Source organism: Comamonas serinivorans (assembly GCF_002158865.1).
In the GTDB taxonomy this organism is placed as follows: Bacteria; Pseudomonadota; Gammaproteobacteria; order Burkholderiales; family Burkholderiaceae_C; genus Comamonas_E; species Comamonas_E serinivorans.
Map to the genome: position 1 here is coordinate 3,666,644 of NZ_CP021455.1, position 15,476 is coordinate 3,682,119.

The window sequence follows — 15,476 nt, forward strand, 5'->3', positions numbered from 1 at the left end:
AGCGCTTGATTAAATGAAAGGCCAGTTGTCGCTCAGGTGATTCCGCTTGGGGACCGGCCCCGGAAGTGCGTCCCGGGGTGCGACCATCCGCTTGCCACGCCAACCAGCGCCTGACATGCGCGCATGTCTTCATGGGTATACAGGCACTGCCGTTTCACATCAAACGACAGCACCTGCATACTCTGTACCAACATCGAAAACAGGCAGATTGCCTGCGCTCAGGGTTTGACGGCGATGGCCCCGATTTCGATCTTCACATCACGCGGCAGCCGGGCAACCTGCACGGTGGCCCGCGCCGGGGTCACGCCCGTGAAGAAGCTGGCATAGGTTTCGTTCATCTTGGCGAACTCGTTGAGGTCCTGCATGTAGACCGTGGTGGACACCACATGGGCCAGCGTCAGGCCTTCGGCGGCAAGCACGGCCTTGATGTTGTTGAGGATCAGTGTGGTCTGGGCCTCGATGGGGGCGTCCTTGTCGAGGACGTTGGTCTTGGGGTCGATGGGCAAGGTGCCCGACACGTAGATCACGTTGCCCGCCTTGATGGCTTGCGAGTACGGACCGATGGCCTTGGGGGCATCGGGCGTGGCGATGGCCTGGATGGCCTGCGCGTGGGCGCCGGCCGCCCAGCATGCAGCGGCCATCGCGACAGCCAGGGCAGGTTTGAAGAACATGGACATGGAGTGCTCCTGAGGGTGAACGGGGGTTGAACGGATTCAGGCCATCTTCTGGGCCAGGTCCCACATGCTGTCGACCAGGCGGTCGATGTCGTCCGCGTCGTGCCAGAGGTGGGTGGAAATGCGCAGGCCGTTGTGGTTGGCGGCCGCCCCGATGACCGGGATGCTGGCGTTGCGGATCTCGAAGCCCGGCGCATAGTCGCTGCGGATGCGGCTGACGAATTCCGAGGCTTTGGCACTGACCATGACGTCATCCTTGTTCTTGAACGGGTTGAAGCTGGTCAGGGCCGACAGCAGTTTGGGGTCGTCCTTGGGGGCGTACAGCGCCTCGACGCCCCAGCGCTCGGCGATCTTTTCCTTCAGGTACGACGACAGGGCCAGGTCATAGGTCTCGATCTTCTTGCGGCCGATGCTGTCCCACAGCTCGCACGACGCCACCAGCGCCTCGAACATCGGCGTGTGCAGACTGCCGCACGAGGTGACGCTGGCCGCGATGTCGTACGACGCGGTACCGGTCGTGGTGCGCGCAGCGGCGCTGTAGGTGCTGGTGTGCACCGGAAACCAGGTCGGCAGGGGCAGCGGGTTGGACGCCCGGATCTTGTTGCGGATGATCAGGATGCCGGTGGAGCCCGGGCCGCACTGCCATTTGTGGCCGGCCCCCGACATGAAGTCGACGCCCAGGGCGCCGTAGTCGAAATGCATCATGCCCGGCAGGTGCGCACCGTCCACGATGCTGATCAGCTCGTGGGACTTGACCACCTCCATCAGCTCGGCGATCGGCAGCAAGGTGCCGGTCAGGTAGGTGGGACAGGACCAGACCATCGCCCGCACGCGCTTGCCCTGCGCCTTGAGGCCGCGGATGTGCTCGTCGAACAGGTTGGTGTAGGTGGCGGCCGTCTGGTTGTTGCCCACCGGCAGGCTCACCCGCGAGATCTCGACGCCATAGCGGTCACGGGCGATGTTCATGGGCGTGTTGCCGCCGCCGTGCTCGTGGTTGGTGGTCACGATCACATCGCCGGCTCGCCAGTCCAGGCCCAGGATGGCATGGCACATGCCCGACGAGGTGTTGGCGGAAAAGGCCAGTTCGTCGGCATCGACGCCGAAGCTCGGGGCCACGCGTTGCCGCAATTCGAGCAGGTTGCCGTAGCCACTGCCCGACTCCTGCGCCTTGGCCAGGTTCTTGGCGGCAAAGGTGTCCAGCGACACCTGCGGCATGGAGCCCCCGGTGCCGACGTTCATGTGCACCTTGTCGCGGCTGAGCACGAACATGTTTTCCACGTCGGTCCAGAACGCCGCGTCGCGCACCAGCTCGGCCCGCATCTGGTCCAGCCCGGTCGAGGCGTCTGCCCCGCCGCAAGCCGCCATCATGGGGGTGAGTGCCGCAGCGCCCGCGCCATAACCCAGCATGCGCAGAAAATCCCGCCGCTTGGCCGTCCATTTCTCGATGCCCATTTTCTCGCCATTGCAATCCACCATGCCTGACATAAACACTCCTGTCGGTTCACATTGAAAATGATGCGACTTGCGCCGAATCTGCCCACAAATTCTAGGCACAACCAATATCACCGCATCGATTTAAATTCCCTTACGCAGCACTACGCAATTCACATGCCAACATGGCATGGAAACTGCATCGCTCAGCATCCCAGCCGATATTCAAACCGGTGAGCACAAGCATGGCGAAAGCTTCGTGGTTCAAACCTCCAATTTGGTGCAGCTCCATCCAATCTGGTGCAAGTGCCGTGACCGGACAGATGGGCGTGCGCGGCCTGCTGCTAGCCCTGATCGTGGTGCTCTCCACCCTGCTGCTGCAGACCTGGGCCGTGCATCAGCAAGCTGGCCGCGCTGCACACGCCCAGCGTGAGCTCATGCTTTCGACCACCCGCATGAGCCAAGAGCGGGAGCTGCGGCAGCTGGTCGAGGTGGCCAAAACCGTGATCCACCGCATGGCCGATCAGCCCGGCGATGTCCAAGCGCTGCAGCGCCACGCCCTGGCCATCCTGGCCGAGCTGGACCTGGGCCACAACGGCTACTTCTTCGTTTACGACGCGCAAGGCGAGTTGATGCTGGACCCCGCCCAGATGCGGCTGCAAGGCGTGGATTTCTGCGACCCCGAGGCCAATGGCTCCCAACAGGCACGGCAATTGCTTTTAACTGCCCAGCAAGGCGGTGGGATGGTGCGCTACGACTGGCGACATCCGGCCTCGCAAACCCAGGCCAAGAAAATGTCTTACGTGGCACCCGTGGGCCGTTGGGGCTGGACCATTGGCACCGGCATTTACGAAAACGACGCCATCCAGCATTTTGAAGCCATCGGCCAGCAAGCCCGAAAGGGCTTGATGAGGACATTTGAAATCACCTTGATCGTGGGCTTGATCACGATTTTCTTGGTGGTGGCGTTTTCCTATGGCTTTCACCGCCATATATTCTCGACTTTCAATCAGAAAATCGCGCACTTGATTCAGAACGAGCAAAAACACCAGCATCACGTGGCACGCGAACTGCACGACGGGGTGTTGCAGGTCATGAGTTCGGCCAAATACCTGCTGGAGTCGGCCCAGCTGTGTGCACCGCCCAGCCACCCGCCCTCGAAGCAGCAGGCGCTGATGGACCGCGCCCTGAGGCAGCTCGGCATGGCGCTGGTGGATGTCCGCCACCTGGCCCACGGCCTGCACCACAACCCGTTGCAGCACGGGCTGGTGCCTGCGCTGTCCCAGTTGCTGGATACCGCCCGCGCGCTGGGCTTCAAAGCTCGCCTGCATGTCGACGGCACCGCAGACACCTTGAGCCAGGCCATGCAGCTTGACCTGCACCGCATCGCCCAAGAAGCCGTCGCCAACGCACAAGCCCACTCGGGCGGCAAGCGCCTCGACCTTCACCTGCGGGTAGGCCCCCGCCAGGTCCAGCTGGACGTCATCGACGATGGCCGCGGCATGCACGACGCGGGCGCCCCACAGGGCGGTGAGCGAGGCATGGGCCTGCGCAACATGGTCGAGCGCGCCGCTCAGCATGACGGCCAGGTGCAGTGGCTGGATGCCCCTCAAGGCACCCATGTCCGGGTTCAGTTGCCCATCGCCTCGCCGTCTACCCCCTCTGTCTGACCCGCTCGTCCCAGCCCATGCCTGACGCCCTTCGCCTGTTCCTCGTCGACGACCACCCCCTGGTGCGCGATGGCATACGCGCCCACCTCGAACTGTCGGGCCACCGGGTCTGCGGGGAAGCCGCTTCGCCCCAGGATGCCCTGCTGCAGCTGCGCCGCGTGCCAGTGGACCTGCTCATCACCGACATGCGGCTGGCCAGCGGCAGCGGCATGGACGTGCTGACCGAGCTCGCGCGCGAACGGTCCGACTTGCCGGTGCTTGTGCTCACCATGCTGAGCGAGCCCGCGTTCGTGCAGCGCGTGATGAGCGCGGGCGCCCTGGGCTATGTGCTCAAGGACGATGCCGGCGCCACGCTGCTGCAGGCCATCGCCACCATCGCGGCAGGCGGGGTGTTCCTCAGCCCGTCGCTGGCCCCGGGCGACCTGAACCTGTTCCGTGACCGGCCCCACCTGAGTCCACGCGAGCTCGACGTGCTGCGCATGCTGGCCGACGGCGCCAGCAGCAAGGCGGTGTCCGAACACCTGGGGCTTTCGGTGCGAACCGTGGAATCGCACCGCCTGCGCCTGCGCAGAAAGCTGCACCTGGAAGGCGCTGGCAGCCTGGCGCGCTACGCCCAGGACTACGCCGCGCTGGAGCCTGTTGGCCCGACTTCATGATTGACGCCGCCCATCCTTTGGCAGTATCCAGCCTTTCTCGTTGATGATGAATCGATGAATTGGTCATACTCCTTGATTTGAAGCTAGTTTGAAAAATTATCGAGGCATCACTTGCAACCCGCCCAAAAACTCGGCTAGAATCTATGTCTTCGGCGCTTTAGCTCAGTTGGTTAGAGCGATGGAATCATAATCCACAGGTCCGCGGTTCGAGTCCGTGAAGCGCCACCACAACACGAAACAAGCCCAGCCTAACCCGCTGGGCTTTTTTCATGCCCGCATCACGACGAATGCAACGGCTGACCGATGCCCCGGCAGCGGGGACAACAGCATCCCGCGATGCGCTCAACACGCTCGCAGAGGTCAAGGTCACCAAACCCATGCAGAGGCTGAGCCAGAACAGCCCGGCGACACCGCGGTCCGCGGACGCAAGGCGCGCAACTCGGAAGATGGCCCGCGGTTCACGCAAAGCAAGTCCCGCTTCGCCACCCCACCTGCACACCCAGTGACAGCGCCCAGCTCACCCGCTCGTTCGGTGGCGAACAACGCATCCGTGTGGAACGGGCCGCGTGCCACCGCTGCAGCCGAACTGGTGCCCCATGGACACGTTTCGCATGCAGGGTCGGTGTGGCTCGCTGGCGGGCGACCCGCCCAGGATGTCTGACGGCCACGGGCCCTGTGTCAAGCGGGACTGGCTGGTCAGGCCAGGTTGAGGCGCCCGCCCCTCAGCCTGCCCGATGGCGCCGCAAGATCAAACGGGTCGGAGCCGGGGTCAAACCCGAGGGGGCAGCACGTGGGCCCGCAGGTCAGGCGCGATGCAGACACGACGAGGAGGCCTCCTCACCGCTTCACCTCAAGCAGGCATCAGCCATTGGCGCTGGGCGCCGTACACCAGGTTGGGGTAGGTGTCCTTGCCGCGCGAGCCGTTGTAGCGCCCCAGGGCCATGAAGGTGTCGCCGCGTTCACGGTCCAGGTAATGACGCAGGATCACGCAGCCAAAGCGCAGGTTGGTCTGCATGTGGAACAGCTTGTCGGCGTCGCCGTCGCCGATCACGCGCGTCCAGAACGGCATCACCTGCATGTAGCCGCGCGCACCCACGGGCGAGACGGCGTACTTGCGGAAACCGCTCTCGACCTGCACCAAACCCATGACGAGCGAGATGTCCAGCGCCGCGCGCTTGGCCTCGTACCACAGGGTCTGCAGAAACTCGACGCGCTCGGTCTGGTTGGTTTTGCGCCGTTGCAGGCGGTCGCTCATGGCGATCAGCCACCGCAGGTAGTCCATGCGCGCTTCGGTGCTGGCAAACACCGGCACCGGAGGGGCGCTGTTGGCAATTGCGGACGACAGGGCGGAGCGCACCGAGTCGGCCAGCGGCTCCTCCAGCTGACCGCCCGCCCAGGCGGCCGATGGCGCCAGCGCGGCCAGACCTCCCGTCGCCATGCCCAGCCCAGCCGCGCCCAACAGGCGCAGGCTGGCACGACGATCCGGTTGGCGAACCGGTGGGCATGGGCCGCTCAAGGCAGCAGGCGGCAAAGAACGGCACGCATCGCCGCACGGTTCAAGCGTCGCAGTTTGAACACTGGATTGGAGTATACCCACACCTCCGTTGCCATCCAAACGGCATGCAGGCCATACTCCCTGACACGCATGGACAGACCCAGCACCCGCTGGCCGCGTGTGGCCCGCTCGCTGGGGCGACTGCGGCATGGGCAACGCGTTCGCCTCACGCCTCAAACCGCATCCCCTGCCGTGGATGCCACGGCTCGAGCTGGCCTGCCCCGCCCGCGCTCACTCACACCCCCAGCTTGGCCTTGAGCCAGTCGCCGATGCCCTGCGCAGGCACCTTCTGCGCCTCGGCGTCGCGCCGGTGCTGGTACTCGAGCTGGCCTTCCTTCAGGCCGCGGTCCGAAATCACCACGCGATGCGGCACGCCGATCAGCTCCCAATCGGCAAACATGGCGCCGGGCCGCTCGCCGCGGTCGTCCAGCAGCACGTCCACGCCGGCGCCGGCCAATTCGTCGTGCAAGGCTTCAGCGGCCTGCTTGACGGCATCGCTGCGGTCCATGCCGATGGGGCAGATCACCACCGTGAACGGGGCAATGGCGTCCGGCCAGATCATGCCGCGCTCGTCGTGGTTCTGTTCGATGGCCGCCGCCGGCAGGCGCGTGATGCCAATGCCGTAGCACCCCATCTCGAACGGCTTGGGCTTGCCATCCTCATCGAGGAAGGTGGCGTTCATGGGCAAGCTGTACTTGGTGCCCAGGTAGAAGACGTGGCCGATTTCGATGCCGCGCTCGATGGCCAGCTCGCCCGGGCCATCCGGTGCCCGGTCGCCGGCGACCACGTTGCGCAGGTCGGCGATCAGATCGGGCTCGGGCAAGTCGCGGCCCCAGTTCACCCCCGTGAGGTGGACGTCGACTTCGTTGGCGCCGCAGACCCAGTCGGCCATCACGGCCACGTCGCGGTCGGCCACGACCTTGACCGGCGCCTGCAGGCCCACCGGACCCAGGTAGCCCGGCTTGGCACCAAAAGCCGCCTCGATCTCGGCCGGGGTGGCAAAGCGGAAGCCGGCCAGGCCCGGCAACTTGCCGACCTTGACCTCGTTCATGTCGTGGTCGCCGCGCAGCAGCAGCAGCCAGACCTGGGTCTTGACGACTTCGCCCTGCTCGTCCTGGGTGTCGGTGGCCAGCACCAGCGACTTCACCGTCGTGGCCAGCGGAATGTTCAGCAAGGCCGCCACATCTTCGCAGGTGGACTTGCCCGGCGTGGGCGTGCGCGTCAGCGCCTGGCTGGCGGCGGGACGGGGCTGCGTCGGTGCCGCTGCCTCGGCCTTTTCGATGTTCGCCGCGTAGTCGCTGCTCGGGTTGTAGACGATGGCGTCCTCACCCGTGGCGGCAATCACCTGGAACTCCTCGCTCAGGTCGCCGCCGATGGCGCCGCTGTCGGCCGCCACGGCCCGGTACCGCAGGCCAAAACGGTCAAAGATGCGGCGGTAGGCCTGCGCCATGCCCTGGTAGCTGGCCTTGGCTGCTTCCGGGCTGCGGTCAAAGCTGTACGCATCCTTCATGATGAACTCGCGACCGCGCATCAGGCCAAAACGCGGCCGGCGCTCGTCGCGGAACTTGGTCTGGACCTGGTAGAAGTTCTTGGGCAGCTGCTTATAGCTGCGCAGCTCCTGACGCGCGATGTCGGTCACCACCTCTTCGCTGGTGGGCTGGATGATGAAATCGCGGTCGTGGCGATCCTTGATGCGCAGCAGCTCGGGGCCCATCTTGTCGAAGCGGCCCGTCTCCTGCCAGAGCTCGGCCGGCTGCACCACGGGCATGGTCACCTCCACGGCGCCCGCCCGGTTCATTTCCTCGCGCACGATGGCCTCGACCTTGCGGATGACGCGCAATCCCATGGGCATGTAGGTGTACACCCCGGCGCCCAGCTTTTTGATCATGCCGGCACGCGTCATGAGTTGGTGGCTGACGATCTCGGCGTCCGCAGGCGCTTCTTTCAGCGTCGAGATGAAGAATTGAGAGGCTTTCATGGGGAATGACCACACGCGGCTGGCGTGTGCGGGGTGGGCCCGGTTGATGCCGCCATGGGGCTGTGCATAATGGGTCCAATTTCAAGAATTTGGGGTGTGATTATGCTCGACAGAGAAGGCTTTCGCCCTAATGTCGGCATCATCTTGCTCAACCAGAAAAATCAGGTGTTCTGGGGCAAGCGGATCCGCAGCCACAGCTGGCAGTTTCCACAAGGGGGCATCGATCGCGGTGAATCGCCTGAACAGGCCATGTACCGCGAGCTCCATGAAGAAGTGGGCCTGCATCCGGAACACGTGCGCATCGTGGCCCGTACCCGCGACTGGTTGCGCTATGAGGTGCCAGACCGATACATACGCCGCGAATCGCGCGGCTTCTACCGCGGTCAGAAACAGATCTGGTTTCTGCTGCAACTGACGGTGCAGGATTGTTGCCTGAACCTGCGTGCCACGGACCATCCCGAATTCGACGCTTGGCGCTGGCACGACTATTGGGTGCCCCTGGACGTGGTGATCGAGTTCAAGCGGGGCGTGTACGAACTGGCGTTGACCGAGCTGTCGCGCTTCCTGCCACGCCCGACGTCACGCAACCGCTACCTGCGCAACCGGTCACGTGATCGCAATGGTGGGGGTGCCGCCAACTCGGATTTCAGCCCCTTGGAACCCATGTCCGCGGCCAGCTCCGCGGGGCACCGCCTGAACACACCTGCGCAAGAAGGGACACGCCTGGCACCTCAACGCGCGGCCAGCCAGGATGCCAGCCTGAATGCACCGGCCGCCGGCATGTCTTTCTCACCCGCCGAGGTGCTGCGCCGGCTCGATGGCGTGCGTTGATCTGGGGTGCGCGCTGTGCACCCAGGTGCAAGCGCACCCTGCCCCCTTTGAGACTCCAGAGGTCTGTTGTGTTGTTCAAGTCTTGCAAGCCGGCCATGGCGCCGCGCGTCGTTCACGGGCTGGCCGCGGCCAGCTTGGCCCTGCTCATGGCCACCCCGGCAGCCGCCCAGTTCCGGCTTGTGGATCCCGATGAAACCTGGACGGAAGCCGAGATTCCGCCCCCGCCCGCCTACAACGTCAACAAACTGATCAAGGTCGAGGGCCCCGTGGCGTCCTCGCTCACCTTTGGCGTCGATCCGGCCACCATCAGCATCGGGCCCGACTACGTCGTGCGCTACGTCATCGTCCTGCAAGGCCCTGCCGCCGTCACGGCGGTGTACGAAGGCATCCGCTGCAATACGGGCGCCAAACGGGTCTACGCGCGGCGCAACGGCACCTCCGAGTGGGAAACGGTGAAAGAGGATTGGATGCCGCTCAACAGCTCGTCGGCCACCAAGTACGCCTGGAACATGGCGCGCGACGGCGTCTGCATCGGCGTGGCCACGAACAACTCCGTGCGAGACATCGTGCGCGACCTGCAATCCAACCGCGGCGTCATGAACATGTACCGCTGAGGTGCGTCAGCACCCTCGGCCCATCCGCAGCTCCGTCGGGGTCTGAATCCGTTCTGGTACTGGGGCGTCACGCGTGCCGGTCGAAAGCGACAGCCCTCAACAGAACCCGAGCAAAAATGGCTTGACCCCGGTCACACCCTCGTGGACCCCGCCAACGTTCGCCGCCATCAGGCAGCCAGAAGTGATGGCACTGATCAGCGATTGACCACCAGGTTGTCGCGGTGCACCAGCTCGGGCTCGGCCACATAGCCAAGCAGTTGCTCGATGTCGCGCGAGGGGTGACGGCACAGCTTGCGGGCCTCGTGGCTGGCGTAGTTGGCCAGCCCGCGGGCCACCTCAATGCCCTCAGGACCGAGGATGGCAATCACATCGCCCCGTGAAAACTCGCCGTTCACCTGCGTGACGCCCACCGGCAGCAAGCTGGTGCCCTGTTCGCGCAGCCGCTGCACAGCCCCGGCATCCACCACCACGGCGCCCGCCAGTTGCAGGTGGTCGGCAATCCACTGCTTGCGCGCCTGCTGCTTGTGCGTGCCGGCCACCAACGCGGTGCCAATGGCCTCGCCCCGCGCCAGGCGCAACAGCACATCGGGCTCGCGCCCCCAGGCGATGACGGTGCTGGCGCCCGAGCCCGCGGCGCGCTTGGCCGCCAGGATCTTGGTCAACATGCCGCCTTTGCCGATGCCCGTGCCGGCGCCACCCGCCATGGCCTCGAGGGCAACGTCGCCGGCCTTGGCCACATGCACGAATTCGGCCGTCGGATCCTTGCGCGGGTCCGCCGTGTACAAGCCCTTCTGGTCGGTCAGGATGACCAGCGCGTCGGCGTCGACCAGGTTGGCCACCAAGGCACCCAGGGTGTCGTTGTCACCGAACTTGATCTCGTCGTTGACCACCGTGTCGTTCTCGTTGATGACCGGGATCACCTTGTGGTCCAGCAAGGTCAGCAAGGTGGCGCGAGCGTTCAGGTAGCGCTCGCGGTCCGCCAGATCGGCGTGCGTGAGCAACACCTGGGCGCTGCAAAAGCCGTTGTCGCGCAGTTTGGTTTCGTAGATTTGCGCCAGGCCCATTTGCCCCACGGCGGCGGCGGCCTGCAGCTCGCGCACCTCTTTGGGCCGGGTGGCCCAGCCCAGCCGCTTCATGCCCTCGGCCACGGCGCCGCTGGACACCATGATGATTTCGCGGCCTTGCCGGCCCAGCTCTGCCAGCTGGCGACACCACTCGCCCACCGCCACCTCATCCAGGCCCTTGCCTTCGTTGGTGACGAGGCTGGAGCCCACTTTGATCACGATGCGCGAGGCATGCTGGAGGATGGGGGCATTGAGAGGATGGACCATGACCGAGCAATCAGAAAGGCAATGCACGCTTTCGCGTCGAGATCAACAGGAGTATGCAGGCATTTCCGTTATTTTCATAATGGTAATTGACCCATACTCCTTTTGATGGTTTCAATTGAACAACCGCCTCAAGCGGACTGGCTGACTGGCCTCAGCCCACCTCGCCATCCACAGGCCGGAAGCGCGGGTCCACCTCCAGATCGTCCAGCGACGGCTGCTCGGCAGCGACCTGCTGGAAGATGTCCCGCATCAGCTGCTCACAGCCCTGGCGCGTCAGAGCCGACAGCTCATACACCGGCCCCTTGAAGCGCAGGCGCTTGACGATGTCCTTGACGCGCGCGGCGCGCTCATCCTCGGGCACCATGTCCATCTTGTTCAGCACCAGCCAGCGCGGCTTGGCATGGAGCTCAGGGTCGAACTTCTTCAACTCGGCCACGATGGCCTTGGCTTGCGCCACGGGGTCCACCGCCTCGTCAAACGGGGCCGCATCGACGATGTGCAGCAGCAGGCGCGTGCGCTGCAGGTGGCGCAGAAACTGATGGCCCAGGCCCGCACCTTCCGACGCGCCTTCGATCAACCCCGGCACATCGGCAATCACAAAGCTCTGCTCAGGCCCCACACGCACCACCCCCAGGTTGGGGTGCAAGGTCGTGAAGGGGTAGTCGGCGATCTTGGGCCGCGCATTCGACACCGCCGCAATCAGCGTGGATTTGCCCGCATTGGGCATGCCCAGCAAGCCCACATCCGCCAGCACCTTCAGCTCGAGTTTGAGGTTCTTGCGCTCGCCGGGCCACCCCGGCGTCTTTTGCCGCGGTGCGCGGTTGATGGCACTCTTGAAACGCAGGTTGCCGAACCCGCCGTCGCCACCCTTGGCAATCATGAGCTTCTCGCCCGGCGTGAGCAACTCGTACAGCACCTCGCCCGTCTCGGCGTCGGAGATGATGGTGCCCACGGGCATCTTGAGCGTGATGTCGTCGCCGGCCGCGCCGAACATGTCCGACCCCATGCCGTGCTCGCCACGCTTGGCCTCGTGGCGGCGCGAGTAGCGGTAATCGACCAGGGTGTTCAAACCCACATCGGCCAACGCCCAGACGTGGCCGCCACGGCCACCATCCCCGCCGTTGGGGCCGCCAAATTCCTTGTACTTTTCGTGGCGGAACGAGACACAGCCGTTGCCCCCGTCGCCTGCGGCAATGTCAATGTAGGCTTCGTCAACAAATTTCATGGCCATGCCTCACAACGGCGATGCGCGATGCCGCGCCGTCGAATGTTTAAATGCCAGACCTTCAACCTGAAGACCGACCCCCGGGGCACCTGTTCTGCGTCGACCAAAAACAAAGCCCCGCGAGCGGGGCTTGGTCCAGCTGGAACAGACACCGAAGTGTCGGCCTCCATCGATCAGGCAGCGGGGGTGATGTCCACCACTTGCTTGCCCAGCGCACCGCGCGTGGCAAAACTGACCCGACCGTCCACCAGCGCATACAGCGTGTGGTCCTTGCCCTGGCCCACGTTCACACCGGCGTGGAACTTGGTGCCGCGCTGGCGCACGATGATGGAGCCAGCCGAGATGGTCTGACCACCGAAGGCCTTCACACCGAGCATTTTGGGCTTGGAATCACGCCCGTTTCGCGTTGAGCCGCCGCCTTTTTTCTGTGCCATGAGGTCTTACTCCTTAAGCGTTGATGGTGCCGATTTCCAGCTCGGTGAAGAGTTGGCGATGGCCTTGACGCTTTTGATAGTGCTTGCGACGACGCATCTTGAAAATGCGCACCTTGTCGTGCTTGCCTTGGGAGACGACCTTGGCCGTCACGGTTGCGCCAGACACCAGGGGCGTGCCGATCTTCAGGTCGCTGCCAGTACCCACTGCCAGCACCTCGCCGAGCACCACCTCTTGGCCAACGTCCGCAGCAATCTGTTCTACTTTAATCTTGTCGCCGGCAGCAACGCGATACTGCTTGCCACCGGTTTTTACGACCGCGTACATAGGAATCCTTCGAGATAATTGCCTTGGCGTGTCTCGCAATCCGCCGCACTCGGTCACCCGAAGCGGTCATTGCGCAAACCACGCCACTCTTTTTGCAAAGAGCCCAAGATTCTAGCACTTTTGGCAGCTGCTTGCACAAGGCCTGCGCACGAGGTCAGCGAGCACCCCTCGGACCAGGCGGGTCGTGAAGCACGCGCCACTCAGGAGCCCCCCGGTGAACCGCAACGGACCCGGCTCCGCCCCTCCCTATAATTTTGGCCATTCCAAGCCAGTCGAGCCGTCCGTTTTGTCCTCTGCCCCCCCTTCCCCTTTGTCGCTCATCGCACCCGACATGGATGCGGTCGACCACGTGATCCGCAACCGGCTGGACTCGGGCGTGCCCCTGGTGGGCCAGGTCGCGCGCTACATCATTTCAGCCGGCGGCAAACGCCTGCGTCCCGCCATGCTGCTGCTGGTCTGCGGCGCACTGAACTACCGCGAACCCACCCGTCACACGCTGGCCGCCGTCGTCGAGTTCATCCACACGGCCACCCTGCTGCACGACGACGTGGTCGACGCCTCCACGCTGCGCCGCGGCCGGGACACCGCGAACGAGGTATTCGGCAATCCCGCCAGCGTGCTGGTAGGCGACTTCCTCTATTCGCGCGCGTTCCAAATGATGGTCGAGTCGCACAACATGCGCGTGATGGAGGTGCTGGCCGAAGCGACCAACGTCATCGCCGAGGGCGAAGTCCTGCAGCTCATGAACATGCACGACGCCTCGCTCAGCGAAGCCGAGTACCTGCGCGTGATTCGCTCCAAGACCGCCAAGCTGTTCGAGGCCAGCGCGCGCATTGGCGCCCTGCTCGCCGAGCAGCCCCCCGCCATCGAAGAGGCCTGTGCGACCTACGGGCAAGCCATCGGTACGGCGTTCCAGCTCATCGACGACGTGCTGGACTACGACGGCGCCTCGGCCGAAATGGGCAAAAACATCGGCGATGACCTGCGCGAGGGCAAAGCCACGCTGCCGCTGATTGCCGCCATGCAGCGCAGCGCCGAGAGCGATGCCGCCGTGATCCGCCATGCCATCGAAGAAGGCTCGACCGAGGCACTCGAGCAGGTGATCGCCATCGTGGCGCGATCGGGTGCGTTGGATGTGGCTCGCCAGGCCGCGCAATCCGAGGCGCAACGCGCCATCGATGCAATTTCTGTGCTGCCGCCGTCGGAATACCGCGAAGCCCTGATACAATTGGGGACTCAGCTGCTTTCGCGGCGCGCTTGACCCGCACAAGCCGCCGCAACAGTATCGGGGTGTAGCTTAGCCTGGTAGAGCGCTACGTTCGGGACGTAGAGGCCGGAGGTTCGAATCCTCTCACCCCGACCAGGATACAAGGGCCAAATCAGGTGACTGATTTGGCCCTTTTCATTGCCAGTCCCTCGCACACTCCATGAAGGGGTGTAATGCCGATTGTTGGGTCTCGCCGCAGTGTGCAGGCCCACGCGAGCCGATGTCGAATCAAAGGAGTATTGGCCGATTGCCGTTCACTCTGAATCGACAAAAGCCGCATACTCCTGCACCGTGTGTCCCTCACCTGTCGCTGCAATGGCGGCCTGCGCAGGTGGCTTGCGCGCTGGGAAGCTGGCCATGGGACATGTCAGGGCTGTGGATGAGCATTCCACGCCATACCCCATTCGGCCAGCCCGCCAGCAAGGCATCACCGCCAGGCCAACCAATGGTCAGAACCTCAGCCCCCACGCGCCAGGGGCAGCTTGCTGCCCGCCAGGGCGCGCTCCAGCATCACGTCGCGGCGAAACCGAAACAGCTTGGCGGGTCGACCGGCGCCCGCCTGCGTCAGTGCACCGGTTTCCTCGACGAGGTCTTGTTGCTCGATCAGGCGCCGGAAGTTTTGCTTGTGCAGCACGCGACCGGCCAAGGCCTGCACGGTCTGCTGCAGCTGCAGCAGGGTGAACGCCGGCGGCATCAGCTCAAACACCACGGGCCGATACTTGATCTTGGCCCGCAACCTCGCGATGCCCGTGGCCAGGATGCGCCGGTGGTCGTGCGCCATGGGCGCGCCCAAGCCGGCAAGGGGGGCATGCAGCGCAGGCCCATGCCTGCGCACGGCTTCAGGGACCAAACCCGCTTCGAACATGAGTTCATAGCGCTGCAGAACCAGGTCTTCGTTCCAGTCGCTGCCATCCAGCCCAAAGGCTGCGGCCGCACGCTGCCAGCGTCGCTGCGCGCGCTCACCTTCGACCTGGTGCGCCCACCCTTGCAGGGCCGGCACCACATGCGCCTCGATGACGGCGGGCGCGCCCTCCCGCCAGTCTTCCCAGGGGAAGTAACGGTACCAGTCCTGCCAGCCCGCCTGCGAATCGGCCGAGCCGCTCGGGTCATCCCCCTCCGGCTCCCGCGTCAACGCCAGGTAGCTGATGGACACGATGCGGGCGCCATCGGCGTACGCACGATCGCGATCGGCAAAGGTGTAGAGCTGCTCCACATAGCCCAGCGGGTGATGGGTCTGCGCCTCGACCCAGGCGCGCAAGCCCATCTGCAAGGAGCGGTGTTCGGCCTCAAACGGCCCGGCGGGCAACAGACTGCCGCCCTGAATGGTCAGCACGCGGGGTTGACCCTGGGTGACGGCGACCAGCACTGCCACCAATTCGGCATGGACGGATTGCGTCACTGCGCGCCTCGCATGCCGGATGTGGCTTCGAGCAAACTCCAGGGAGTATGCGCCATTTGCCGTTTGAATTTCATCGGCAGCCCGCA

Annotated in this window: 14 protein-coding genes and 2 tRNA genes; 7 read left to right on the forward strand and 9 right to left on the reverse strand. The window is 64.6% G+C overall.

All coding sequences use genetic code 11. The features are described 5' to 3' along the window. Positions 1-218 precede the first annotated feature (218 nt). Both CCO03_RS15620 and CCO03_RS15625 read right to left on the reverse strand, forming a co-directional pair. The gene (locus tag CCO03_RS15620) at positions 219-677 is read right to left on the reverse strand and encodes a Rid family detoxifying hydrolase (protein WP_335583021.1); all 459 of its coding nucleotides are present in this window, start codon (positions 675-677) and stop codon (positions 219-221) included. Between the two features lie 36 nt (positions 678-713). Continuing rightward, positions 714-2,159 (reverse strand): aminotransferase class V-fold PLP-dependent enzyme, encoded by a 1,446-nt coding sequence (locus CCO03_RS15625; RefSeq protein ID WP_087282535.1) that lies wholly within the window; start codon positions 2,157-2,159, stop codon positions 714-716. 257 nt (positions 2,160-2,416) lie between these two features. Between CCO03_RS15625 and CCO03_RS15630 the strand changes: the two genes are divergently transcribed. From CCO03_RS15630 to CCO03_RS15640, 3 genes are all read left to right on the forward strand, one after another. Next, on the forward strand, positions 2,417-3,775 hold the full coding sequence (locus tag CCO03_RS15630; RefSeq protein WP_169717481.1) for a cache domain-containing protein: 1,359 nt from the start codon (positions 2,417-2,419) through the stop codon (positions 3,773-3,775). Positions 3,776-3,792: 17 nt separating this feature from the next. After that, positions 3,793-4,431, forward strand: a complete 639-nt coding sequence (locus tag CCO03_RS15635) for a response regulator (protein ID WP_087282539.1) — start codon at positions 3,793-3,795, stop codon at positions 4,429-4,431. A 151-nt stretch (positions 4,432-4,582) separates the two neighbouring features. Then, positions 4,583-4,659 (forward strand) — tRNA-Met (locus tag CCO03_RS15640). A gap of 622 nt (positions 4,660-5,281) precedes the next feature. On the opposite strand, the gene CCO03_RS15645 is transcribed toward CCO03_RS15640, so the two are convergent. Continuing rightward, positions 5,282-5,869: a lytic transglycosylase domain-containing protein gene (locus CCO03_RS15645; RefSeq protein WP_087284802.1), complete on the reverse strand. Its 588-nt coding sequence runs from the start codon at positions 5,867-5,869 to the stop codon at positions 5,282-5,284. 352 nt (positions 5,870-6,221) lie between these two features. After that, positions 6,222-7,964 (reverse strand): proline--tRNA ligase, encoded by a 1,743-nt coding sequence (locus CCO03_RS15650; protein ID WP_087282541.1) that lies wholly within the window; start codon positions 7,962-7,964, stop codon positions 6,222-6,224. Positions 7,965-8,066: 102 nt separating this feature from the next. On the opposite strand from CCO03_RS15650, the gene CCO03_RS15655 reads away from it, so the two are divergent. Together CCO03_RS15655 and CCO03_RS15660 are read left to right on the forward strand one after the other, a co-directional pair. After that, positions 8,067-8,795, forward strand: coding sequence for an RNA pyrophosphohydrolase (locus tag CCO03_RS15655; protein ID WP_087282543.1), 729 nt, complete (start codon positions 8,067-8,069; stop codon positions 8,793-8,795). 68 nt (positions 8,796-8,863) lie between these two features. Next, positions 8,864-9,409, forward strand: a complete 546-nt coding sequence (locus CCO03_RS15660) for a CNP1-like family protein (RefSeq protein WP_157667731.1) — start codon at positions 8,864-8,866, stop codon at positions 9,407-9,409. A gap of 194 nt (positions 9,410-9,603) precedes the next feature. Here CCO03_RS15660 and proB read toward each other — a convergent pair whose 3' ends face one another. From proB to rplU, 4 genes are all read right to left on the reverse strand, one after another. Next, the gene (gene proB, locus CCO03_RS15665; RefSeq protein ID WP_087282547.1) at positions 9,604-10,740 is read right to left on the reverse strand and encodes a glutamate 5-kinase; all 1,137 of its coding nucleotides are present in this window, start codon (positions 10,738-10,740) and stop codon (positions 9,604-9,606) included. Between the two features lie 151 nt (positions 10,741-10,891). Further along, positions 10,892-11,965, reverse strand: coding sequence for an Obg family GTPase CgtA (gene cgtA / locus CCO03_RS15670; protein ID WP_087284803.1), 1,074 nt, complete (start codon positions 11,963-11,965; stop codon positions 10,892-10,894). Positions 11,966-12,138: 173 nt separating this feature from the next. Next, on the reverse strand, positions 12,139-12,399 hold the full coding sequence (gene rpmA / locus CCO03_RS15675) for a 50S ribosomal protein L27 (RefSeq protein WP_087282549.1): 261 nt from the start codon (positions 12,397-12,399) through the stop codon (positions 12,139-12,141). 13 nt (positions 12,400-12,412) lie between these two features. Then, a complete protein-coding gene (gene rplU, locus CCO03_RS15680; RefSeq protein WP_087282550.1) occupies positions 12,413-12,724 on the reverse strand; it encodes a 50S ribosomal protein L21 in 312 nt (103 codons plus the stop codon). Between the two features lie 331 nt (positions 12,725-13,055). Between rplU and CCO03_RS15685 the strand changes: the two genes are divergently transcribed. Continuing rightward, positions 13,056-13,985 (forward strand): polyprenyl synthetase family protein, encoded by a 930-nt coding sequence (locus tag CCO03_RS15685; RefSeq protein WP_087284805.1) that lies wholly within the window; start codon positions 13,056-13,058, stop codon positions 13,983-13,985. Positions 13,986-14,010: 25 nt separating this feature from the next. Further along, positions 14,011-14,087, forward strand: a tRNA-Pro gene (locus CCO03_RS15690). Between the two features lie 361 nt (positions 14,088-14,448). Here CCO03_RS15690 and CCO03_RS15695 read toward each other — a convergent pair. Further along, complete coding sequence (locus CCO03_RS15695; RefSeq protein WP_236903879.1) at positions 14,449-15,390, reverse strand: NUDIX hydrolase; 942 nt, start codon at positions 15,388-15,390, stop codon at positions 14,449-14,451. Positions 15,391-15,476: the final 86 nt, after the last annotated feature.